This is a genomic window from Streptococcus sp. CF8_St5-17, from assembly GCF_024295665.1.
Lineage (GTDB): Bacteria > Bacillota > Bacilli > Lactobacillales > Streptococcaceae > Streptococcus.
Map to the genome: position 1 here is coordinate 104,169 of NZ_JANCOU010000003.1, position 24,203 is coordinate 128,371.

The following is a 24,203-nucleotide window of genomic DNA, read 5'->3' on the forward strand; positions in this document are numbered from 1 at the left end:
CTCCCTATAAAAAAATTAAGTCGCCCAATCAGGCGGCTTTTTTTGTTCTTAGTTCAAGAAATTTCATGATATAATAGCCCTATGAGATTAGATAAATTTTTAGTTGCATGTGCAGTAGGAAGCCGGACGGAGGTCAAAAACTTTCTAAAGGCTGGGCGCGTGACGGTCAATGGCAAAAAGGAAAAATCTGCCAAACTGCAAATCAATGAAGACACGGACGAGATTTGTTTTGACGGGCAAAAGTTAGACTACGAGGAGTTTGTTTACTACATGATGAACAAGCCCCAGGGTGTTATTTCAGCAACTGAAGATCCCAAACACAAAACTGTACTGGATTTGTTGGATGACTTAGCTCGTTCAAAGGAAGTTTTCCCAGTAGGACGTTTGGATATCGATACGCATGGACTCTTGCTCTTGACCAATGATGGCCAGCTGGCTCATGCTCTTCTTTCACCAAAACGCCATGTGGATAAGACTTATCTGGCGCAAGTCAATGGAATCATGACGGATGAAGACATTGAGACATTTGCCAAGGGCATTCCGCTCAAGGACTTTACCTGCCAACCTGCCAAGCTGGAGCTTGTGTCTATGGATGCAGAAAAGAATCAAAGTCTGGTTCGTGTGACCATTGCAGAAGGGAAATTCCACCAGGTCAAACGCATGGTAGCCTATTGTGGCAAGGAAGTGGTAGACTTGCAACGTCTGACTATGGGAACTTTAACCTTGGATGAAAATCTGAAACCTGGGGAATGGCGTCGCCTAAGTAAGGAAGAACTAGAAGCTTTGCTTGAAAGTGTCAGCTAGTGATAGCAGCACCATGAAATATTAGGAAAATGCGAGGAAAATATCCTTGCCTTTTTCAGTTTTTGGTTGCTTCCTTTGTGAAAAGAGTTATAATAGACAGTAAGAAAAAAGGAGGATTTTATGAACGCGATTCAAGAATCATTTACAGATAAATTATTTGCCAACTATGAAGCAAATGTAAAGTACCAAGCTATCGAAAATGCTGCTAGCCACAATGGAATTTTTGCAGCCCTAGAGCGTCGCCAAAGCCATGTAGACAATACACCTGTTTTCTCGCTTGACTTGACTAAGGACAAGGTCACTAACCAGAAGGCTTCTGGTCGTTGCTGGATGTTTGCGGCTCTCAATACTTTCCGCCACAAACTCATCTCTCAATACAAACTTGAAAACTTTGAATTGTCACAAGCGCACACCTTCTTCTGGGACAAGTATGAAAAGTCTAACTGGTTCTTGGAGCAAGTGATTGCGACTGCAGATCAAGAATTGACTAGCCGCAAGGTTAGCTTCCTACTCCAAACTCCACAACAAGATGGCGGACAATGGGATATGGTAGTTTCTCTCTTTGAAAAATACGGTGTCGTACCTAAATCAGTGTATCCTGAATCTATCTCATCTAGCAGTAGCCGTGAGCTCAATGCAATCCTTAACAAATTGCTTCGTCAAGATGCTCAAATCTTGCGAGATCTATTAGCTTCAGGTGCGGATCAAGCGACTGTTCAGACTAAGAAAGAAGATCTCTTGCAAGAAATCTTTAACTTCCTTGCAATGTCACTAGGCCTCCCACCGCGTAAATTTGACTTTGCTTATCGTGATAAAGACAATAACTACCAAAGCGAAAAAGGCATCACTCCACAAGAGTTTTACAAGAAATATGTCGATCTTCCACTAGAAGACTACGTTTCTGTGATCAATGCTCCAACTGCTGATAAACCATACGGTAAATCATACACAGTTGAAATGTTGGGAAATGTCGTTGGTAGCCGTGCAGTTCGTTACATTAACGTACCGATGGAGCGCTTGAAAGAATTAGCGATTGCTCAAATGCAAACAGGTGAAACTGTTTGGTTTGGTTCAGATGTCGGTCAGCTCAGCAACCGTAAAGCAGGAATCCTTGCGACAGATGTTTATGACTTTGAATCAAGCATGGACATTAAACTCACTCAAGACAAGGCTGGACGTTTGGATTACAGCGAAAGCTTGATGACTCACGCCATGGTCTTGACAGGTGTTGATGTGGACGAAAACGGTAAATCAGTCAAGTGGAAAGTTGAAAACTCATGGGGAGACAAGGTTGGTACCGATGGTTACTTTGTTGCTTCAGATGCTTGGATGGACGAATACACTTACCAAATTGTTGTTCGTAAGGAATTACTAACAGCAGAAGAACGAGCTGCTTACGAAGCAGAACCAATCGTCCTTGCACCATGGGATCCAATGGGTGCCTTGGCAGAATAAATGAGATATAAAAAGAATGTTTCTATAATTTTTAGGGTTGGTGGAAATTTTCCACCAACCCTATTTTAGTGTATACAAAAAGGCCAACATCCATTATATTAAAAGCGCCTAAACCTAAAATAAAAGGATGATGACCATATGAACAATATACTAGAAGCTACACTACAAATCAAAGATAAAAACATTATTTGGGATGATAAAGTTCAAGAGAAGATATTTAAAAAGGGAAAATCTTTATTTTATTCAGCTACATATACGCATAAACCAGAATTTTGTACTGTTTGTGGGTGTGTTAGCCAAAATAACAATATCGTTAAAAACGGAACGAAAACTTCTCGTATCACTCTCTGTTCTGTTTCAGGCCTTCCGGCCTACTTAAATCTACGCAAGCAAAGATTTCTCTGTAGAGAATGTAGTTCTTCATTTACCGCAGATGCTAGTCGCATTGTAGAAAAACATTGTCATATTTCGAAACGATTAAAAAATGAAATTAAGGCAAAAATAAGTGAAACAGTATCTGAAATATATATCTCAAAAGAATCAAATGTTTCAGTTCATACTGTAAGACGTATCATAGATGATACAGCACGATTATTAACGATTAAACCATTACATGATTTCCCTGAACATTTGTGTTTTAATGAATTTAAATCCGTCAAAGCTTCCGATAGTAATATGAGCTTCATTATTTGTGATAGCACTACACACAAGCTGGTCGATGTTGTACGTGATAGAAAATCTTACAGTTTAAAACAATATTTTCATCGTTTTGAGACTAAGACAAGATTAAAGGTAAAAACTATCTCAATCGACATGTACTTACCGTACATTCAATTAATAAAAGAAATGTTTCCTAACGCTAAAATTATCATTGATCCTTTTCACATCGTACAAGCCTTAAATAGAGAATTAAATCGAACTCGGGTACGTGTCATGAATCAGCATCGTTATAAAAATCCTAAATTATATCGAAAGTTAAAACATTATTGGAAGTTAATTTTAAAGAACCCTAATGAACTTCAGAACTATAAATATAATCGTTATAAGCTTTTTGAAAGCTTCATAACAAGTAAAGGAATCGTAGATTATATCTTAGAAAACAATCCATCTCTAAAAAATGATTATGAGGTTGTACATTCACCTCGTGAATGTATACAGGATAGAGATTATATAGAATTCAAGGAAACGATTGAAGCAGCTACGCAATTAGACCTATCTCCTGGTTTAAAAAGAGTATTAAAGACTCTTATGACTTACTTGCCATATATTCAAAATACTTGTGAGTATCCAACTAGAACAAATGGCCCTATTGAAGGAATAAACAATAAAATAAAAGTGCTTAAAAGAAATGCCTACGGCTTTAGAAACTATTACTATTTTAGAAATAGGATTATTTTAATAACAAAAATGTTTGGCCCAAAACAAAAAGGAATTAAGCAACAATTAGTTGCTTAATCCCTTCCTAAATTTCTTCATCAACACTATTTGACAAAGAGCCCTTTTTTAGTGCTCAAAATAGCACTCAATTTTAAATGGATTTGGTGTTCAAAAAATATAATCAAATGCAACAAACTAATTTCATTTTTAATAGGCACAATTAATTTTAGAAGATAGTACGAAAAAATATTGACTGTTTTCTTTAGAATGTGTAAAATTTAGATAGATTATTTAAAGTGAGGTTTTTTTATCTTGTCTATATTAAAGAAGAAATTTAATAAGTTTAGTGTTCTATTGAATCTGGTATTAATAGCTATTATAGCTATTGGAGTGCTATTTTTCTTACCTAAGGAACATAAATCAGAAGTCAAATCGTCAATTAATATCGAAAGTATTGAAAAAGTGAATGAAGTTGTATTTTTGAATGCGGGAATTAATGAAATTATTTCTGAAACAAAAACAACTCAAGTTTTTGGGTTTGATGTGCCGTTCTCTAAAAAAGCAGCATTAGTAATTTTAAATTATAACGCTAAATTTGGAATTAAAAGTAGTGTAAAGGTTGAACAAATAAGCGAAAAAGAATATAAGGTTATTGTTCCAAAATTGGAAGTAATTGGTGTTGAACTTTCAAAAGATGATCCTTATGATTTATATGATAGTCATGGAGAGTTATTAAGTGGGACTACAGAAGATGTTGATACTGGGAAATTGGTCACAAACCAACTTTCTAGTGATAAACAAGCAGAGTATTTAGATAAATTTAAGAGTGAAATTAAAGAATCTGCAATCAATTATTATAAAACAATATTTTCTTCAATGGATTCTGAAGTAAAAGTAACTATAGAATTTACAGAATAATTTTTGAAATACAAAACCCTGACCATCTCTGGTCAGGGTTTTGTGTGGTTCTATAATTTTTAGGGTTGATGGAAATTTTCCACCAACCCTATTTTAGTGTATACAAAAAGGCCAACATCCATTATATTAAAAGCGCCTAAACCTAAAACAAAAGGATGATGACCATATGAACAATATACTAGAAGCTATACTACAAATCAAAGATGCACACAATGAAGGTGTTACATTCCATTTCTTAGAGAATATTAAAGAAGTATTGCGTGATGAGAGTGGGAAAGTAACTGGTGTAAAGGTTATTACAATGGAACTTGGTGAATCAGATGAAAGTGGAAGAAGATTAACGCATGAAGTGGCAGGTAGTGAACATATTATTCCATGTGATCTTGTCGTTGCAGCAATTGAACAAAAGTAGACTTTAGTGTTCTAGATGAAAGGTAAAAATTTGATTTTCGGTCAACATCAGAATACAATAGAAATAAATAATAACAGGTGATGCATATTTAGGTCCTCAATCTATCGCAACCGCAATTAAAGACGGGCGAGAAGTTGCGACAGAAGTACATGAATCGTTTAAAGAAAACATATAAATAACTTGTGGTGCCTTTCGTTTTTTACTGGGAAAATTAAGGAACTATAGTTATAAATACTTAAAGATATTAATATATTAACATGCGTATATTTATAGGAAGATTAAATAGAAATATTTGATATTAGCAAGAATATCTACATCTTATAACATATAGGTATTAATATATTCATAAAATATTAGGAGGAGAAATAATGAACAAGAAACTATTATCAGGCTTATGTGCAGCAATACTCTTATCAGGTTTAGTAGGCTGTGGACCTAAAGAACCAAAACAAGACACTACAACAAGTACATCTACAAACGAAACAAAGGAAACTGAAAAAAACACAACAACTACAACAAACAACTCTGAAGTAACTGAGAAGAACTTCAAAGACTTCCCAGAGACAGATGAAAAGTACTTCACATATGATGAATGGCAAGAAGGTTATGTTATCTATAGTTGTACTTCCGATGACAAGGTTGTTCGTGTACCAAAGGAAATCAAAGGTAAACCTGTTATCGCAATTGGAGAACGTGGTCTAGCAAACCTAAAGAACTGTGAGGCAATCGTTCTACCAGATACAGTACGTTATCTATCGAAAGCTGCATTTGCGATTGATGGTGCTCTAAAGTATGTATACTTAGGTAAGTCAATAGAAACAGTAGAAGATGATATCTTCAATGGATGTAGTTCTCTTGAAGAAGTAACTTTCCCAGAAGGCACAAAGAGTATTGGAACATTAGTATTCTGGGGCACAAAGTCAATTAAATCCATTACAATTCCAGCAAGTGTAACAGAAATTACAGACATATTCTATTTTGTAGATAACTGTAACCCAGATGTAGAAATTCATACACCTAAGGGATCAAAAGCAGAAGAAGTAGCTAAAACAATGGGACTTAAAGTAGTAAATGACTAAAGGGGAATAGTATGAACAAGAAACTACTATCAGGCTTAGGGACTGACCCCAAAAAGTGAGAATTTAATAAAAACACCCTAGGGCTACCGTCTTCGGTATTCAACCGGAGACAGGTAGTCCAATTTTTGTTGGATTCTTTTTTCATTAGGTTCTTCATCAACACTATTTGACAAAGAGCCAAAAGAATCAGGTGATAAACCTGATTCTTTTTTGTTTGTATATTCTCACCGAGATTACATGATACCGAAGTAACGAGCTGCGATACCAACTGCAAAGAGTGCAAGGATGATTGTGATTGGAGATACTTTTTTCTTAAGCAACCACATGCAAAGGAAAGTAAGGAGAAGTCCCATCAATCCTGGGATCAATGAGTTCAACTGACCTTGAAGCGTTTGTGGTTGAACGCTATCCAAACTCAAACCACTAAGTGCTTGACCAAGAATACCCTTCAATTCTCCACCTGTAACAGCGCCTTCTGGGAAGTTGATGTAAGCACCTTCTGCCAATTGTTTACCTGGAAGATTGACAGTGAAGTTGATAGAAACCCAACGTTGTACAAGAACGGCAAGGATGAACATACCAAGGATAGAAGCCCCTTTAGTGATGTCTTTCAAGATACCACCAGACATGTCTTTAGTGATTTCAGATCCAGCCTTGTAACCAAACTCTTGTGTGTACCATAGGAAAGACATACGAATTGCATTCCATCCAAAGAAGAAGAGAAGTGGACCAACGATGTTACCAGTTGCAGCAAGTGATGCACCAAGGGCACCAAGGATAGGACGTACTGTAAACCAGAAGACTGGGTCACCGATACCAGCAAGGGGTCCCATCATACCGATTTTAACACCTTGGATAGCAGCGTCATCGATTTCAGTACCGTTTGCACGTTCTTCTTCAAGTGCAAGAGTAACTCCCATGATTGGAGCAGCTACGTATGGGTGAGTGTTGAAGAACTCAAGGTGGCGCTCAAGAGCAGCGGCTTGGTCTTCTTTTTTAGTGTAAAGTTTCTTGATAGCTGGGATCAAAGAGTAAGCCCAACCCAAGTTTTGCATACGTTCGTAGTTCCATGAACCTTGAAGGAATTGTGAACGCCACCAAACTTTTTGGCGATCTGATTTTGATAATTGAATTTTTTCAGCCATGATTGTTCCCCTTTCTAGTAGTCTTCTAGGATATCACCGATTGGATCGTTAGAAGTTGCAGCTCCTCCGCCACCGTTTCCACCTTGTTTAGAAAGGTTGAGGTAGATGAAGGCAAGGGCAACACCGATGACACCAAGGGCAATCAAAGTCAATTGAGAGATTGCTGCAAGAGCAAAACCGATAGCGAAGAATGGCCATACTTCACGAGTAGCCATCATGTTGATAACCAAAGCATAACCAACGGCAACGACCATGGCACCACCGACAGCCATACCACCTTTAAGCCATTCTGGCATAAGTTCCAATACTCCTTGAACTGCTTCAGTTGGCATTGCAAGCAAGAGTGCAGCTGGGATAGCAATACGTAGACCTTGAAGAGCAAGGGCAAAGTAGTGAGCGCGTTCAACAGCTGCAATGTTTCCTTCTTTAGCAGCAGCATCTGCAGTGTGAACCAAACCAACTGAGATTGTACGAACGATCATAGTCAAGAAAAGTCCAGCTACGGCAAGAGGGATTGCAGTTGCAGTTGCGACTGCGATACCTTCAGTAGTAAAGTTACCACCTTTGATCATGATAATTGCAGCAGCAACAGAAGCAAGAGCCGCGTCAGGAGCTACGGCAGCTCCGATGTTAGCCCAACCAAGGGCGATCATTTGAAGTGATCCACCAAGCATAACCCCTGCTTCGAGGTTACCAGTTACAAGACCGATAAGGGTACATGCTACGATTGGTTGATGGAATTGGAATTGGTCGAGGATACCTTCAAGACCTGCGAAGAAGGCAACAACTACAACCAAGATAGCAGAAATGATTGAAATATCTGACATGGTTTTATTCCTTTTCTATTTAATGTTAATTATTGAACGTTAGCTTTGCTAATCAAGTCAAACAAATCTTTTTTAGTGTCGTTTGGTACTTTACGTACGTCAAATTCAACACCAAGATCACGCATTTTTTCAAATGTAGCAACGTCGTCTTTGTCCATTGACAATACGTTGTTGATCATTGTTTTACCAGTTGAGTGAGCCATTGATCCAACGTTAAGAGTCTTAATTGGCACACCGCCTTCGATAGCACGAAGGGCGTCTTGAGGTGTTTCAAACAAGATAAGGGCGTGTGTGTTACCAAAACGAGGATCTTTTGCAACCTCAATCAATTTTTTGATTGGAACAACGTTAGCTTTCACTCCGTTAGGAGCAGCTTGTTTGATCAACTCTTTACGCAATTCGTCGTTTGCAACGTTATCTGAAGCAACGATGATACGGTCTGCTTTTGAATCTGGTGTCCAAGCAGTTGCAACTTGTCCGTGAAGAAGACGTGTGTCAAGACGAGCAAGATTGATTTTCAATTTACCGTCTCCGATAACTGTTCCTTCTGGGATAGCAGCTTGGGCTACAGGAGCAGCTGCAGCAGTTGCAACTTCCTCAGCTGGGTTTAGCTCTTCTGGAAGAGCCTTGATGCCATCTTTAGCTTCTTTAATGATGTTCGCAGCGACTTTATCCACTCCAGCATTCGCGTCCATAAGACGCTCTGTGTAGGCTTGGATCAACATCGGCAAGTTAAGTCCAGTGATGATGGCAAATTTACGCTCAGGATTTTCTCCCATTACGCGACTAGCTTGGTTAAATGGAGAACCACTCCAAAGGTCAGCCAAGACTAGAACCTCATCTTCTGCGTCAAATGCAGCCACAGCATTGTTGAATTTGGCGTATAAATCATCTGGACCTTCGTTTGGCATAAAGGTTACAACTTGAACCTTTTCTTGTTCACCAAAGATCATAGATCCTGACTGATGAATACCCGCGGCAAATTCACCGTGGCTCGCAATAATGATTCCGATACTCATTATTGTCATTCCTCCTTATAAAATGTTTGACTTGTAGTTTAAGAAAACTTTAAGACTCTTTAAGTATAAACCGTTTTCAGCAAAAAATCAACTACTTATAATAAATCCTAAGAATGTAAGGGGGAAGTTTGTTTTTGAAGATATTGATATATCGATACTTTTCGAGATTTCATAAAATCTTGCATGGGAAAATTAGTATAAAACTTCAAAGTAATTAACAATTTGTTGAAAGTCGTTTTTCGGTCAAGTTCTCATAGAGTTTTTTGGTATAATATAGAAAGCAATTGATGTTTCTAGTAAGAGAATTTAGAGTGAGAGGTATATATGTCCCCTTCTGTTCAGTTATTGAAAAAACGTTATTTAAAAAATATCAAAGAAAATCCAGAACTCTACATTGGTATTGAGTTGGAGTTTCCTATCGTACACACGAAAGGGAAATCCACAGATATTGAAGTCACCAAGGACTTGATGCGATTTTTAGTGGATGCTCTCAGCCTGGAAGTTGAAAAAGAGGACCAGGACGGAAATCCGATTCAACTTGTAGAACCAATGAGTCAGGATCGGATTCTATTTGAGGTTTCCTACACGACCTTGGAGTTTGCCTTTGGTAGAGCCCAGAAAATCCAAGAGGTCGAAGGACGATTTCAAGCTTATATGAAGGTCATTCAGGAAAGGCTAGGCGAAAAGGATCATGCTATTCAGGGTTGGGGGATTCATCCAAACTGGGATCAGAATGACAATCGACCGGTGGCTTATCCACGCTACCAGATGCTGATGGATTACCTACATATGGGAAGTCGCCAAGAGATAGTTAATTTGCATGACTTCCCACAATATGGAGCCTTTATCTGTGGGAGTCAAGTTCAGTTGGATGTATCGACTGCTAACTACCTACGTGTCATTAATGCTTTCACTCAGATTGAAGCAGCAAAAGCTTACTTATTTGCCAATTCTGAGTTTTCGGGAGCAGACTGGGATACTCAGATTTCACGAGATATTTTTTGGGAAGACTCTATGCATGGGATTTATCCAGAGAACGTTGGTGTCAATTCAAAACTCTTCAAAGATGAGGATGATTTCTTTGATTATCTAGACCACTCTGCGATTTTCACAGCAGAACGAGATGGAGAAACCTACTATTTTTCTCCGATTCGTGCTAGAGATTACCTAGCTACTGATGAGATTCATGCTTATACTTTAAATGGGAAAGAGACTCTGCTTGTCCCTCAAGAAAAGGATTTTCAAACGCACCGTAGTTATCAATTCCAAGACTTAACAACTCGAGGAACAGTCGAATTTCGGAGTGTTTGTACACAACCCCTAGACCGCACTTTTGCTTCGGCAGCCTTTCACTTGGGACTTTTGGTGAATTTAGACAAGCTTGAAGCTTACCTAGAAACAGCTCCTTTCTTTGAAAGTTTTGGTCGTGATTACAAGTCTTTGAGACGACAATTTTCTAAGAAGCAGCTCACAGACGAGGAAAAAGCTGGGATTGTACGTTTTTCCAAAGACTTGCTAGCGATAGCAGAGCAAGGTCTTGAGATGAGAGGTCAAAGTGAAATGACCTACTTAGAGCCTTTAAAAGAAGAAATGACTCTATAATTTTCTTATAAAGGGAGAATTTTCTGAAAAATCATGTTATAATGGATGAGACTATAGATAAAGGATAGAGATTTATGACATTAGTTTATCAATCAACGCGTGATGCGAAAAATACCGTAACAGCCAGTCAAGCAATTTTGCAAGGTTTGGCAACAGATGGAGGTTTATTTACTCCAGTTAGCTATCCAAAGGTAGATTTGGATTTTGATACATTGAAAGATGCTTCTTACCAAGAAGTGGCCAAGCTTGTCTTGTCAGCCTTCTTGGATGACTTTACAGCAGAGGAGTTGGACTACTGTATCAACAATGCCTATGACAGCAAGTTTGACACTCCAGCTATCGCTCCTCTTGTTAAACTCGATGGCCAATACAACTTGGAACTTTTCCACGGTTCAACTATTGCCTTTAAAGATATGGCCTTGTCCATCTTGCCATACTTTATGACGACAGCTGCTAAGAAACATGGCTTGGAAAACAAGATTGTCATCTTGACAGCAACATCTGGGGACACTGGGAAGGCTGCCATGGCTGGATTTGCAGATGTTCCAGGCACTGAAATCATCGTCTTTTATCCAAAAGACGGTGTCAGCAAGGTGCAAGAGTTGCAAATGACCACTCAAACTGGGGACAACACTCATGTTATCGCCATTGATGGAAACTTTGATGATGCTCAGACAAATGTGAAGCATATGTTCAACGATGTGGCCCTTCGCGAGAAATTGGCAGCAAACAAGCTCCAATTTTCATCAGCCAACTCTATGAATATTGGCCGTTTGGTACCACAAATTGTCTACTATGTTTATGCCTACGCTCAGCTTGTTAAAACTGGCGAGATTGTGGCTGGTGACAAGGTTAACTTTACCGTACCGACAGGAAACTTTGGAAATATCTTGGCTGCCTTTTACGCCAAACAAATCGGCCTACCAGTCGGCAAGCTAATCTGTGCTTCAAATGACAACAATGTCTTGACAGATTTCTTTAAAACTCGTGTTTATGACAAGAAGCGTGAATTTAAAGTGACCACTAGCCCATCTATGGATATCTTGGTGTCTTCAAACTTGGAGCGCTTGATTTTCCATCTTTTGGGAAATGATGCTGAAAAGACAGCGGAACTCATGAATGCCTTGAACACTCAAGGTCAGTATGAATTGACAGACTTTGATACAGAGATTTTGGACCTCTTTGCGGCAGAGTATGCAACAGAAGCAGAGACCGCAGCAGAAATTAAGCGTGTCTATGAGGCTGATTCTTACATTGAGGATCCTCATACAGCGGTTGCTTCAGCAGTTTATAAAAAATACCAAGCAGCGACTGGTGATGCGACCAAGACAGTGATTGCATCAACAGCTAGTCCTTACAAATTCCCAGTGGTTGCGGTGGAAGCTGTAACTGGACAATCAGGTCTTAGCGACTTTGAAGCCTTGGCTCAATTACATGAAATTTCAGGAGTAGCAGTGCCACCAGCAGTTGATGGCCTTGAAACAGCTCCAGTTCGTCACAAGACAACTGTTGCAGCAGCAGAGATGCAGACTGCAGTAGAATCTTATCTAGGACTTTAAAACAGAGGAAGTAAACTCGGTTGGGAAACTAACTGAGTTTCTTTTCATCAGGAGGAAGGATTGTTTAAGAAATATAAAGATATTCTCAACATAGCCCTGCCAGCCATGGGTGAAAATTTCTTGCAGATGCTCATGGGAATGGTGGATAGTTATCTGGTGGCCCATCTAGGTTTGATAGCCATTTCGGGTGTATCTGTAGCGAGCAATATTATCACCATTTACCAGGCAATTTTTATTGCTCTAGGAGCTGCGATTTCAAGCGTCATTTCAAAAAGTTTGGGGCAGAAGGACCAGTCTAGACTGGCCTACCATGTGACAGAAGCACTCAAAATCATCCTACTCTTGAGTTTATTTTTAGGAGCCTTGTCCATCTTTGCAGGACAAGAGATGATAGGTCTTTTGGGGACAGAAACGGCTGTAGCTGAGAGTGGTGGACTATACCTAGCTTTAGTTGGTGGGACAATTGTCCTCTTGGGCTTGATGACTAGTCTGGGTGCCTTGATTCGTGCTACCCATAATCCTCGTCTCCCCCTCTATGTGAGTCTCTTGTCCAATGCCTTGAATATTGTCTTTTCAAGTATGGCTATTTTTATCCTTGATATGGGCATTGCTGGTGTAGCTTGGGGAACCATTCTATCTCGTTTGGTCGGGGTTGTGATTTTGTGGTCACAATTAAAACTTCCATATACGAGGCCAAGGTTTGGACTGGATAAAGACTTGCTAAACTTGGCTTTACCTGCAGCGGGAGAGCGTCTCATGATGCGAGCTGGAGATGTTGTCATTATTGCCTTGGTTGTTTCCTTTGGGACAGAGGCAGTTGCGGGAAACGCGATTGGTGAAGTCTTGACTCAATTTAACTACATGCCTGCTTTTGGTGTCGCGACGGCAACAGTAATGCAGGTGGCACGAGCAGTAGGGGAGAATGATTGGGCAAGGGTGGACAAGCTCAGTAGGCAAACTTTTTGGCTATCCCTCTTTCTCATGTTGCCCTTGACGCTTAGTATCTATGCTCTCGGAACCCCACTAAGTTACCTCTACACCAGTGATCCTGTGGCTATTGAAGCCAGTGTTTTGGTGACGCTGTTCTCTCTACTAGGGACTCCAATGACGACGGGGACAGTCATTTATACAGCTATCTGGCAGGGTTTGGGAAATGCTCGCCTCCCCTTTTATGCAACAAGTATCGGGATGTGGTGTATCCGTATCGGAACAGGCTACCTGATGGGAATTGTTCTTGGTTGGGGCTTGCCTGGTATCTGGGCAGGGACGCTTTTGGATAATGGTTTCCGTTGGATGTTCCTACGCTATCGTTATCAAGTTTATATGACATCGAAAGGATAAGAAATGCAAGAAACAGCTTTTATTTGGGATTTGGATGGAACCTTACTGGATTCTTATGAAGCCATTTTAGCAGGAATTGAGGAAACCTATCGTCAGTTTTCTCTTCCTTATAACAAGAAAGAAGTTCGAGCTTTTATCTTGAAATATTCTGTCCAGGATTTATTGGAGCAAGTGGCAAAAGAGCGAGGACTAGATGTAGGGCTCCTCAATCAAGTTCGTGCTCAGAGCTTGGCTGAAAAAAATGCCCAAGTCGTCTTGATGCCAGGTGCACGTGAGGTTCTAGCTTGGGCAGATCAGCAAGGAATTCAGCAATTTGTCTATACTCATAAAGGAGACAATGCCTTTACCATTTTACGTGATCTAGGATTGGATTCTTATTTTACAGAAATTTTGACAAGCCAGAGCGGTTTTGCTCGTAAACCAAGTCCAGAAGCAGCTACCTACCTCATCGATAAATACCACTTGGATCCAGAACAGACCTATTATATAGGAGATAGAACTTTGGATATCGATTTTGCTCAAAACAGTGGCATCCAGAGTATCAATTTCCTTGCCTCTCCCGCAGCTTGTAATCAACAGATAGAGCATTTAGAAGATATTAGCTCGCTTTCTTTCTAGAGTTTTTTAGGAAGAATGTGTCAGCTTGATGACAAGAAACTAACAAACTATTTCAAGTAATTTGATTTGTTACAACGAATGTACAGTTCTGTTAAATAGCCCCAAAAGGGCTTTTTTAATTTTTTCTTTGTGTTATGATAGACAGGTACTACATTTGAAAAGGAGTTTGAATAGTATGAAGATAAGAATTATTTTAGCATCAACAGTAGCTTTATCACTTGCCCCTTCTTTGGCAGCTCAAGCAGAGGAAATTGCATGGTCGCCACGTACAGTAGAGCAAATTCAAAACGATGTTGCTAAAAGCGAAAATAAAACAAGTTATACAATTAAGTACGGAGATACCCTAAGTACAATTGCAGAAGCTTTGGGAGTAGACTTAAATGTCCTTGCTAACTTGAACAAGATCAGCAATATTGATTTGATTTTCCCTGAGACAGTTCTTACTACAACTGTTAACGAAGATGAAGAAGTAACAGAAGTTGAAGTATACACACCTCAAGAAAACGGTGGTGAAGGAACAACTGCGACAGCAGATTTGACAAACAACCAAGTCACTGTTGATGATCAAACTGTAAAAGTTGAAGATTTGACTCAACCAGTTGAAGAAACAGAGGTTGTAGCAGAAACAACAGATTCACAAGCTAGTGAGGATGCAACAACAGAAACTGCAACACCAGCAGAAGAAACAGTAGTAGATACTACTACAGAGGCTGCAGCAGAAACATCTGCCGTCGAAGAAACAGCAACTACTGTTGAGGAAACAACTACGATCGCTGAACCAACAACTACAGTTGCTGAACCAACTACAACTGTTGAAGAAACAACGACTACAGTTGAGGAGACAACTACAACAGAAGCTACTACTGAAGAAGTAACAGAAGCTCAGTCAGCTCCAGCAACTTATCAAGCTGAACCAAGTCAAGGTGCATCAGCAACTTATACAGCGCCAGCCGCTCCTGATTATGCAAGTATTGCAGCTTCAAAATCAGAAAATGCAGGTCTACAACCACAAACGGCTGCCTTTAAAGAAGAAGTAGCTAACTTGTTCGGTATCACATCATTTAGTGGTTACCGCCCAGGAGATAGTGGGGATCACGGAAAAGGTCTTGCTATTGACTTTATGGTTCCAGTAAGTTCAGCCCTAGGTGACCAAATTGCAGATTATGCTATCCAAAATATGGCTAGCCGTGGCATCAGTTACATCATCTGGAAACAACGTTTCTACGCACCATTTGATAGCAAATACGGACCAGCCTACACTTGGAATCCAATGCCAGATCGTGGAAGCGTTACAGAAAACCACTATGACCACGTACACGTATCGATGAACTAAGAATAATGAGAAGTTGGGAACTTGAGTTTCCGCTTCTTTTTTTGTTATGACACACTTTATAAGTGAAATAAAATTTAAAACACGATATAATGTAAGCGGATACAAAGCTACACTAACGATTTTAAGCATAGAGCGAAAGGATGATAAGAATGACAAACCGATTAAAACCCCCATTTGAGAAAACAAGAGATGATTTTGAAAAGGAATTTTGTGGTGAAATTGTCGAACTCTTGATTTTTACCCTCCAAAATGTAAATGGGGCTGCTTCTTTAAAAGATGGGTGTCTAATGCCGTCCGTTCATTTTAAAGCTAGTGTCAATGTCGAAACTCAGGACTTTTCTGAACTTGAAGGACGTTTGGAATGGCTCCTGACTCCGGAAGAATTTAAAGAAAAGCATTGGGGCTTTAGTTTTGAACCCTACAAAATTCACCGCATTAAGTGTCAAAAACGTCCCTTCATGGAGTTAGAGCCTTATATGTCAGAAGTGGCGAACAATTGCTACCACTTGCTGGAATACCTAGATGACCAATCTACGGATGCTAGGTTAGAGACCTTGATCGAAACCTACCAGAAACCTGTTATCATTCGAGACGCTATTGGGGAGTTCACCCTAAATAGAGCCTATTCTTGGTTTGAAGGCTTCATCACCTATGAAGGCGGTAAGATTCATGCTATGTTTGATGCGGGTGCAGATGAAAGCCTTCCTCCAAGTTCTTTCGATGATTTAAAGAAATTTATGGGATCTTTCCAAGTTCAAGATGCTAAGATTAAAGACTATATCGTCAAAGAACTGTGGGAAACAGCTCAAGACTGGATTGATTCAGATGAAAATGATGTGGAGTTAACAGAAGAGTATTTTACCAACTCACTTTCCTTGAGTGAACTATCGATCAACGAAGATGGGGAATTGACTCTCTACTATGATGATAGCGAGGAAATTTTTGCAGGCCATGCTATCGAAGTTGTCATCGATAAAGAGGGAGAAATCCTTCGAGCAGATTTGGTAGGTTAGTGCTGGATTTTATCTAGGAATATAAAAAAATAGCCTTTTGGGATTGAAACCAAGAGGCTTTTTTCGGAGTGAGCAAAAGATTTGCATCGTCAATTTATTTGTAGTATACTTGATAAGTCAATTATTGATAAATCAAATATTGACAAAAGGAGAAAATACTAAAAATGCATGAATTACTGTACCAGCTCCATTTGGTAGATCAGACGATTACTCAACTTTTTGAGAAACAATTGGGAATTAGTTTGACCCGCTATCAAATTCTGCAGTTTTTATTGCAAAAGTCACCGTGTAACCAAACTGCCGTTCAGGAGAAGTTACAGATTGACCAGGCAGCTTTGACCCGTCATTTTAAGGTTTTAGAGTCAGAGGGTTATGTCAGTCGTAAGCGTAATCCAATCAATCAGCGAGAAGTCCTAGTTGAATTAACCCAAGAAGCCAAGAATCAACTCTTGGTCAATCCTCCTAAATATCATTTGAATGTGAAGGAACAGATGGAGAGCATCTTATCGCCTGGTGAGCAGAAAGAACTGACAACCTTACTGACAAAACTAGTATCAGGTCTAGAAAAAATAGAATTTTAAGGAGAAAACGATGTCACTCATTACTACTATTTTAGCAACACTTGTTGCCTTGGAACATTTTTATATTTTTTATTTGGAGAGTATCGCAACCCAATCAGATGCAACCAGCCGAGTCTTTAATATGGAAAAGGAAGAGTTGACTCGACCATCTGTCACCTCACTGTTTAAAAATCAAGGTATTTATAATGCTTTGATTGGGGTGTTTCTTATCTATGGGATTTATTTCTCGCATAGCTTAGAAATCGTAACAATCTTTGTTTTATTTGTCATAGGAGCAGCGACTTATGGTGCTTTAACAGCAGATAAAAAAATCATTCTAAAGCAAGGTGGTCCAGCGATCATAACTCTTTTGAGTATCCTCTTATTAAAATAAAAACAACCAGCACTTTCTATGAAGGTGCTGGTTTTTAATAACTGCTGTTAAACTTTTCTGCGTTTGATTTCCAGTAGCCTTTGATAGAAGAAGATTTGGCTACTATAGATATAAGGGAAGATAGAGATACTTGCGATTCCAAAGCTAATCCAGATAAGGATATACCAAGGAAGTAGCTGTAAATCAAGGACAAAGCGTTGGAATTTATAGCCTTTCATGAGAAAGCGGCTGGTATGTAGCACGCGGCTCGGTTTGGCAATCCCGATTGCAAGGGTGTCACATAAGAGCAGTTCAACTTGGGAATAGGCATAATATTGTGGCAGATAGAGAATGGTTCCTAAAATCATTACAAGGACACTACCAAAGAAGTAGAGCGCGAAAGTAAGTAGGAAGTGTTCGATATCTGGATTTGTCACGTCGACAGATGGAAATTCGGGATGAAGTTCCACAAATTTACGAGCCATGGCGCTGCTATAAAAGAGCAAGTAGACTCCAAAAAGATTAGGGATGCTCCATAAAAAGAGATAGAAACGCTTGAGCAATAGAGTTAGAAATGTCTGGGTAAAGAAGCGGTTGTCAAGCAAGGACAGGCTATCTTTAAAGGAAAGCTCTATCTCAGAAATTCTGTAAAGATTAATGGTAGTAAAGAGAGCACCAGCTAGGATAATGGAGCTTGTAAATCCAACGGCAATCGGAAAGAGAGCAGATTGGATTGTGATCCCTAGAAAACTCAAGAAGGACTGTTCAAGAATGCCCTCGTCGAGAAGGGATAAAGGTCTGATGAAGCTCGATAGAATCAAGAGAATACTTGGCAATAAAAAGACAAGCAGCAGACGTGGGTGTTCAGCTTGAAATTGTCTAGCCTGCTGGCGAACTTCTTTTAAATTAATTTTTGGGTACTTCATTCTTTCATTATACCATAGTTCGTGACAGTTCCTGTTTTTTTTGATAGAATCATACAGTATGCCCTTGGGCACAAAGTAAGAACTGGGACTGTCTTTCCCAGCTTCGGAGGTAAAAAATGTCAGATTCGCCAATCAAATATCGATTGATTAAGAAAGAAAAACATACAGGAGCTCGTTTGGGTGAGATTATCACACCACATGGTACCTTCCCGACACCCATGTTTATGCCAGTAGGGACTCAAGCAACAGTTAAGACTCAGTCTCCTGAAGAATTGAAAGAGATGGGGTCGGGAATAATCCTGTCCAACACTTATCACTTGTGGCTTCGACCAGGTGACGAACTCATTGCCCGTGCTGGGGGGCTGCATAAGTTCATGAACTGGGACCAACCAATCTTGACAGATAGTGGTGGCTTCCAAGTGTACTCTCTAGCAGATAGCCGTAATATCACAGAAGAAGGGGTAACGTTTAAGAATCACCTCAATGGTTCTAAGATGTTCTTGTCACCAGAAAAGGCCATCTCTATCCAAAATAATTTAGGTTCAGACATCATGATGTCCTTTGATGAGTGCCCTCAATTTTATCAACCCTATGATTATGTAAAAAAATCAATCGAACGTACCAGTCGTTGGGCTGAACGTGGCTTGAAAGCTCATCGTCGTCCACATGACCAAGGTTTATTTGGGATTGTACAGGGGGCAGGATTTGAAGACCTTCGCCGTCAATCAGCTCATGATCTTGTAAGTATGGACTTCCCAGGCTACTCTATCGGAGGACTAGCAGTTGGAGAAACCCACGAAGAGATGAATGCAGTTTTGGACTTTACGACCCAACTGCTTCCTGAAAATAAACCTCGTTACTTGATGGGAGTAGGAGCGCCAGATAGCTTGATTGATGGTGTTATTCGTGGTGTTGATATGTTTGACTGTGTCTTACCGACGCGTATCGCTCGTAATGGTACTTGTATGACTAGCCAAGGACGTTTGGTTGTCAAGAATGCCCAGTTTGCTGAGGACTTCACACCACTTGATCCAGAGTGTGATTGCTACACATGTAAGAACTACACCCGTGCCTATCTTCGTCACTTGCTCAAGGCTGATGAAACCTTTGGTATCCGCTTGACAAGTTACCATAACCTTTACTTCTTGCTCAACCTCATGAAGCAGGTTCGTCAGGCTATCATGGATGATAATCTTTTGGAATTCCGTGAGCATTTTGTTGAAAAATATGGCTATAACAAGTCTGGACGTAATTTCTAAATTTAACTTAATGTCAGCTAAAAATCCTAAGTTTTATCTTAGGATTTTTCTGTTTTTTTTGATAGAATAAAGGTATTATGGATTGAAAATTAGATAGCTTTTTTGCCAATCTAATGAATGGAGAATAAACTCGTATGCGTATTAAATGGTTTTCCTTAATTAGGATTACAGGTTTGCTTTTGGTACTCTTGTACCATTTCTTTCAGACGCTTTTCCCAGGAGGTTTCTTTGGGGTTGACGTCTTCTTCACATTTTCAGGTTTTTTAATTACTTCACTATTATTAGAAGAATTTGGACAAAAAGGTAAGATTGATGTCCTAGGATTTTTTAGACGACGCTTCTATCGAATTTTTCCGCCGGTTGTTTTGATGGTCCTCGTTGTTATGCCTTTCACGTTCTTGGTTCGTCAGGATTATGTGGCAGGAATCGGCGGTCAAATTGCCGGCGTTCTTGGATTTATGACTAACTTCTATGAAATGTTGACAGGAGGAAGTTATGAATCTCAGTTTATCCCTCACCTCTTTGTTCACAACTGGAGCTTAGCTGTTGAAGTTCATTACTATATCTTGTGGGGCTTAGCAGTCTGGTTCTTGTCCAAACGAGCAAAAACAAGTGGACAACTACGAGGAATGATTTTCCTACTTTCCTCAGTGACCTTTATGATTAGCTTCCTTTCTATGTTTATTGGTAGCTTTATCGTTAGTTCCTACTCAACACTCTACTTCTCAACTTTGACTCATGTATTTCCGTTCTTCTTAGGTAGTGTGCTTGCTACCGTAATTGGGGTTCGTCATGCAACGCCACTTCTTAAACGTTTGAATAGAAGCTTGGATTTGAAGCAGACTTTGCTAGTCTTTGGAGCTGGGCTCGGAGTCTTGCTCTTATTGACCTTCTTTGTGAAATTCACTTATCTCTTTGCCTATTTACTTGGCTTCTTGTTAGCAAGTTTAGCTGCCCTTCTGATGATTGTTGCAGCACGACTTTTGCATGAGAAAACTCCGACAATCGAAGAACCAAAGATTATCGGTTTTTTAGCAGACACTAGCTATGCCGTCTATCTTTTCCACTGGCCGTTTTATATTATTTTCTCTCAATTGGTGGGAAATATACTAGCAGTGATTCTAACGATTATCTTCTCTTATCTTTTCGCAACCCTTTCTTTCTATGTGATTGAACCTTTGATTGCAGGGAAGTCCAGCAAACTCTTGCGAATGGCAGAAGAAATTCCTCACATCAAGCCAATCTTTGCTGGTAGTGTTGGAGTTCTTAGTTTGATTACCTTGGTCGTGATACTGATAGCTCCACAAGTAGGTGCTTTTGAAACGGATTTGATGGTTACTGGTCTCAATCAAGCCCAAACTAATATTACTCGAACAAAAACTATGGCCGATCAAGCAGAAGTAAGTCGCTACAATATATCTGACGGTGTATCCATTATCGGAGATTCTGTCACCTTGCGTGCTTCAGATGGACTGAAAGAAATCTTACCAGATGCTCAGATTGATGGTCAAGTCAGTCGAAATACCAAACAAGCAAATGCATTGATGCTGAATTACAGTCAGAATAAAGCCTTGCCTAAAATTGTAGTCATCGCGACTGGTGTTAATAATCCTGAAGATTATAAGGCTGATTTGGATCTACTGATAACAAATCTACCTAAGGGACATCAGCTTGTCCTTGTAACTCCATACGAGGGTGATACAACGCAGGAAACGCAACCTTACGTAGAACAGTATGCAAGCTATGCGCGTGAATTGGCACAAAAGTATCCATATATTGCACTTGCAGATTGGAATCAAGTCGCCAAAGATCATCCAGATATTTGGAAAGGGACAGACCGAGTTCACTTCGGTAGTGATACCACTAAGCAGGATGAAGGCGCTAAACTTTATGCAGAAACTATTAATAATGCCGTTAAAGCTCTGGCAGACAAACCTGTCAAATCAAAATAATCAATAAAAAGTAGAGATAGAATCTCTACTTTTTTGCTTTAAACAGGATTGAGAAAAACTTGCCAAATTGTCAGAATTATGAGAAAATAGGAGCAGTCAAAAAATGGAGGGAATGCAATGAGAGAAGACATCAAGATTAATGACCGCGCTCTAACCTTGGAAGACCAAATCATTGAAGTACTCGAAAAAGTATATGATACAGATGTAGAACTAGATGTATACAATCTTGGATTGATTTATGAGATTCATTTAGATGAGGCTGGACTTTGTACGATTGTCATGACCTTCACCGATACTGCTTGTGACTGTGCAGAAAGTCTGCCGATTGAGATTGTGGCAGGTTTAAAACAAATTGATGGGATTGAGGATGTCAAGGTTGAGGTGACCTGGTCTCCTGCCTGGAAGATCACACGTATTAGTCGTTATGGGCGTATAGCTCTAGGACTTCCTCCACGATAGTTGTTCCTATTTTGAAAAACACAAAAAAAGCAAGTCTACAGTGACTTGCTTTTAATTTGCTTATTTTTTACCAGATTGTTCCATATTCCAGAAGTCTGTAACAGCACCACGTGATGCAGAAGATACGGTGTGGGCGTACTTACCAAGGACACCACGACTATAGAGTGGTGGTAAGGTTGTTTCTGCCTTACGTTTTTCAAGTTCTTCATCAGATACAGCCATGGAAATTTCTTTAGTATCTTGGTCAACTGTGACGATATCACCTGTGCGGAGGTAGGCAATTGGTCCACCGTCCTGAGCTTCAGGTGCGATATGTCCGACAACTAGACCATAAGTTCCACCAGAGAAGCGTCCGTCTGTCAAGAGGGCAACCTTGTCTCCTTGACCTTTACCAACGATCATAGAAGAAAGTGATAGCATCTCAGGCATACCAGGACCACCCTTAGGTCCAACGAAACGAACAACGACAACATCGCCATCAACGATTTCATCTGACAAGACAGCTTGGATAGCATCTTCTTCAGAGTCAAAGACCTTGGCTGGACCAACGTGACGACGAACTTTCACACCAGATACCTTGGCAACTGCACCATCAGGAGCAAGATTACCGTTCAGGATGATAAGCGGACCGTCTGCACGTTTAGGATTTTCAAGTGGCATGATGACTTTTTGACCTGGTGTCAAGTCTGCAAAATCAGCCAAGTTTTCAGCGACCGTCTTACCAGTACATGTGATACGGTCTCCGTGAAGGAATCCATTTGCCAACAAGTACTTCATAACCGCAGGCACACCACCGACTTCGTAGAGGTCTTGGAAGACATACTGACCAGAAGGTTTCAGGTCGGCTAAGTGAGGCACACGCTCTTGGATGGTATTGAAGTCCTCAAGTGACAAGTCAACATTAGCCGCATGGGCAATGGCGAGCAAGTGAAGAGTAGCATTTGTAGAACCACCGAGAGCCATAGTAACTGTAATGGCATCTTCAAAGGCTTCACGAGTCAATATATCAGACGGTTTGATACCGAGTTCAAGCATTTTGACGACAGCGCGTCCAGCAGCTTCGATGTCTTCTTTCTTATCAGCAGATTCAGCTGGGTGAGAAGAAGAACCTGGCAAGCTCATGCCCAAAACTTCGATAGCAGTAGCCATGGTGTTAGCAGTATACATACCACCGCAACCACCAGGGCCAGGGCAGGCATTACATTCGAGACGTTTGACGTCTTCAGCCGTCATGTCACCATGGTTCCACTTACCGATACCTTCAAATACAGAAACCAAGTCGATGTCTTTACCATCCAGTTTTCCAGGGGCGATAGTACCACCGTAGGCGAAAATGGCTGGGATATTCATATTGGCAATGGCAATCATAGAACCAGGCATGTTCTTATCACAGCCACCGATAGCCACAAAGGCATCTACGTTGTGACCACCCATGGCAGCTTCGATAGAATCCGCGATGATATCACGTGACGTTAGGGAGAAGCGCATACCAGGCGTTCCCATGGCAATCCCGTCTGCTACCGTAATGGTTCCAAATTGAACAGGCCAAGCACCAGCAGATTTGACACCTTCTTTTGCAAGCTTACCAAAGTCGTGCAAGTGAATATTACATGGAGTGTTTTCTGCCCAGGTTGAAATGACACCTACAATAGGTGTTTCAAAGTCTTTATCTGTCATCCCGGTTGCTCGCATCATGGCACGGTTTGGTGATTTAACCATGCTGTCATAGATACTGCTGCGGTGACGTTTATCTAATTCTGTCATTCAAGTCCCTCCCGTTTCAGTTTGTTCCATTATAGCACATTTTAAAAGCAATGAACAGAAGAAAATTCTTGAATTTTCAGACAATTCAATAATGAACTATAAAAAAATTAATCTTTTTTTGTCAAGTAACTTTACTTTACAAAAAAGTTTTGATATACTATTAAAGTTGATGAAAATCAAACCTAACTGAATTATATCTTAAAAGGAGAAAACAAAATGGCAGTACCTGCACGTCGCACTTCAAAAGCGAAGAAAAACAAACGTCGTACACACTACAAAGTAACAGCTCCGTCTGTAAACTTTGACGAAACTACTGGAGATTACTCACGTTCTCACCGCGTATCACTTAAAGGATACTACAAAGGACGTAAGATTGCTAAAGCTGCATCAGCTGAATAATAGAAGGGA

At 40.0% G+C, this 24,203-nt stretch carries 24 protein-coding genes; 18 read left to right on the top strand and 6 right to left on the bottom strand.

Annotation, left to right across the window (positions count from 1 at the left end; all coding sequences use genetic code 11):
• Positions 1–81: 81 nt before the first annotated feature.
• The 6 genes from NMM19_RS03935 to NMM19_RS03960 all read left to right on the top strand — a co-directional run bounded on the left by NMM19_RS03935 (position 82) and on the right by NMM19_RS03960 (position 6,045).
• Positions 82–804 (top strand): pseudouridine synthase, encoded by a 723-nt coding sequence (locus NMM19_RS03935; protein ID WP_178894508.1) that lies wholly within the window; start codon positions 82–84, stop codon positions 802–804.
• A gap of 120 nt (positions 805–924) precedes the next feature.
• Positions 925–2,259 carry an aminopeptidase C gene (gene pepC, locus NMM19_RS03940; RefSeq protein WP_178894509.1) on the top strand — a complete coding sequence of 445 codons (1,335 nt, stop codon included), beginning with the start codon at positions 925–927 and terminating at the stop codon, positions 2,257–2,259.
• Positions 2,260–2,397: 138 nt separating this feature from the next.
• Entirely contained in the window at positions 2,398–3,714 is a 1,317-nt protein-coding gene (locus NMM19_RS03945) for an ISL3 family transposase (protein WP_006151344.1), read from the top strand.
• Positions 3,715–3,990: 276 nt separating this feature from the next.
• A complete protein-coding gene (locus NMM19_RS03950) occupies positions 3,991–4,554 on the top strand; it encodes a DUF4230 domain-containing protein (protein WP_006151309.1) in 564 nt (187 codons plus the stop codon).
• A gap of 166 nt (positions 4,555–4,720) precedes the next feature.
• On the top strand, positions 4,721–4,966 hold the full coding sequence (locus NMM19_RS03955) for a hypothetical protein (protein ID WP_004250643.1): 246 nt from the start codon (positions 4,721–4,723) through the stop codon (positions 4,964–4,966).
• A gap of 368 nt (positions 4,967–5,334) precedes the next feature.
• Positions 5,335–6,045 (top strand): leucine-rich repeat domain-containing protein, encoded by a 711-nt coding sequence (locus NMM19_RS03960; protein ID WP_178894510.1) that lies wholly within the window; start codon positions 5,335–5,337, stop codon positions 6,043–6,045.
• An 83-nt stretch (positions 6,046–6,128) separates the two neighbouring features.
• Here the strand turns inward: NMM19_RS03960 and NMM19_RS08390 are convergent, their stop codons facing one another.
• Genes NMM19_RS08390 through NMM19_RS03975 form a run of 4 tightly spaced genes read right to left on the bottom strand, consistent with a single transcriptional unit; the run spans position 6,129 to position 9,036 of the window.
• Positions 6,129–6,218, bottom strand: coding sequence for an IS3 family transposase (locus NMM19_RS08390; protein WP_367400507.1), 90 nt, complete (start codon positions 6,216–6,218; stop codon positions 6,129–6,131).
• 60 nt (positions 6,219–6,278) lie between these two features.
• Complete coding sequence (locus NMM19_RS03965) at positions 6,279–7,190, bottom strand: PTS system mannose/fructose/sorbose family transporter subunit IID (protein WP_178894511.1); 912 nt, start codon at positions 7,188–7,190, stop codon at positions 6,279–6,281.
• A 14-nt stretch (positions 7,191–7,204) separates the two neighbouring features.
• Positions 7,205–8,017 (bottom strand): PTS mannose/fructose/sorbose transporter subunit IIC, encoded by an 813-nt coding sequence (locus NMM19_RS03970; RefSeq protein ID WP_006151319.1) that lies wholly within the window; start codon positions 8,015–8,017, stop codon positions 7,205–7,207.
• 29 nt (positions 8,018–8,046) lie between these two features.
• Complete coding sequence (locus NMM19_RS03975; protein ID WP_178894512.1) at positions 8,047–9,036, bottom strand: PTS sugar transporter subunit IIB; 990 nt, start codon at positions 9,034–9,036, stop codon at positions 8,047–8,049.
• 324 nt (positions 9,037–9,360) lie between these two features.
• Between NMM19_RS03975 and NMM19_RS03980 the strand changes: the two genes are divergently transcribed.
• From NMM19_RS03980 to NMM19_RS04015, 8 genes are all read left to right on the top strand, one after another.
• On the top strand, positions 9,361–10,638 hold the full coding sequence (locus NMM19_RS03980) for a gamma-glutamylcysteine synthetase (protein WP_178894513.1): 1,278 nt from the start codon (positions 9,361–9,363) through the stop codon (positions 10,636–10,638).
• A 74-nt stretch (positions 10,639–10,712) separates the two neighbouring features.
• On the top strand, positions 10,713–12,197 hold the full coding sequence (thrC, locus tag NMM19_RS03985; protein ID WP_178894514.1) for a threonine synthase: 1,485 nt from the start codon (positions 10,713–10,715) through the stop codon (positions 12,195–12,197).
• A gap of 60 nt (positions 12,198–12,257) precedes the next feature.
• Positions 12,258–13,538: an MATE family efflux transporter gene (locus tag NMM19_RS03990; RefSeq protein WP_254730055.1), complete on the top strand. Its 1,281-nt coding sequence runs from the start codon at positions 12,258–12,260 to the stop codon at positions 13,536–13,538.
• A 3-nt stretch (positions 13,539–13,541) separates the two neighbouring features.
• Positions 13,542–14,156, top strand: a complete 615-nt coding sequence (locus NMM19_RS03995; protein WP_178894516.1) for an HAD family hydrolase — start codon at positions 13,542–13,544, stop codon at positions 14,154–14,156.
• Positions 14,157–14,331: 175 nt separating this feature from the next.
• Entirely contained in the window at positions 14,332–15,489 is a 1,158-nt protein-coding gene (locus NMM19_RS04000) for a LysM domain-containing protein (RefSeq protein WP_254730057.1), read from the top strand.
• A gap of 149 nt (positions 15,490–15,638) precedes the next feature.
• A complete protein-coding gene (locus NMM19_RS04005) occupies positions 15,639–16,502 on the top strand; it encodes a DUF2262 domain-containing protein (protein ID WP_254730059.1) in 864 nt (287 codons plus the stop codon).
• 155 nt (positions 16,503–16,657) lie between these two features.
• Positions 16,658–17,083, top strand: a complete 426-nt coding sequence (locus NMM19_RS04010) for a MarR family winged helix-turn-helix transcriptional regulator (protein WP_254730147.1) — start codon at positions 16,658–16,660, stop codon at positions 17,081–17,083.
• 10 nt (positions 17,084–17,093) lie between these two features.
• The gene (locus tag NMM19_RS04015) at positions 17,094–17,456 is read left to right on the top strand and encodes a DUF1304 domain-containing protein (protein WP_254730061.1); all 363 of its coding nucleotides are present in this window, start codon (positions 17,094–17,096) and stop codon (positions 17,454–17,456) included.
• Positions 17,457–17,503: 47 nt separating this feature from the next.
• Here the strand turns inward: NMM19_RS04015 and NMM19_RS04020 are convergent, their stop codons facing one another.
• Positions 17,504–18,361 carry a DUF975 family protein gene (locus NMM19_RS04020; protein ID WP_254730063.1) on the bottom strand — a complete coding sequence of 286 codons (858 nt, stop codon included), beginning with the start codon at positions 18,359–18,361 and terminating at the stop codon, positions 17,504–17,506.
• A gap of 116 nt (positions 18,362–18,477) precedes the next feature.
• Here NMM19_RS04020 and tgt point away from each other — a divergent pair, with 116 nt between their 5' ends.
• From tgt to NMM19_RS04035, 3 genes are all read left to right on the top strand, one after another.
• Complete coding sequence (gene tgt / locus NMM19_RS04025) at positions 18,478–19,620, top strand: tRNA guanosine(34) transglycosylase Tgt (protein ID WP_004250663.1); 1,143 nt, start codon at positions 18,478–18,480, stop codon at positions 19,618–19,620.
• 134 nt (positions 19,621–19,754) lie between these two features.
• The gene (locus NMM19_RS04030) at positions 19,755–21,572 is read left to right on the top strand and encodes an acyltransferase family protein (RefSeq protein WP_254730065.1); all 1,818 of its coding nucleotides are present in this window, start codon (positions 19,755–19,757) and stop codon (positions 21,570–21,572) included.
• A 117-nt stretch (positions 21,573–21,689) separates the two neighbouring features.
• Entirely contained in the window at positions 21,690–22,031 is a 342-nt protein-coding gene (locus NMM19_RS04035) for a metal-sulfur cluster assembly factor (protein ID WP_254730067.1), read from the top strand.
• 60 nt (positions 22,032–22,091) lie between these two features.
• Here NMM19_RS04035 and ilvD read toward each other — a convergent pair whose 3' ends face one another.
• Positions 22,092–23,795: a dihydroxy-acid dehydratase gene (gene ilvD, locus NMM19_RS04040; protein WP_045613736.1), complete on the bottom strand. Its 1,704-nt coding sequence runs from the start codon at positions 23,793–23,795 to the stop codon at positions 22,092–22,094.
• Between the two features lie 216 nt (positions 23,796–24,011).
• Here ilvD and rpmF point away from each other — a divergent pair, with 216 nt between their 5' ends.
• Positions 24,012–24,194 (top strand): 50S ribosomal protein L32, encoded by a 183-nt coding sequence (gene rpmF, locus NMM19_RS04045; RefSeq protein WP_000290417.1) that lies wholly within the window; start codon positions 24,012–24,014, stop codon positions 24,192–24,194.
• Positions 24,195–24,203: the final 9 nt, after the last annotated feature.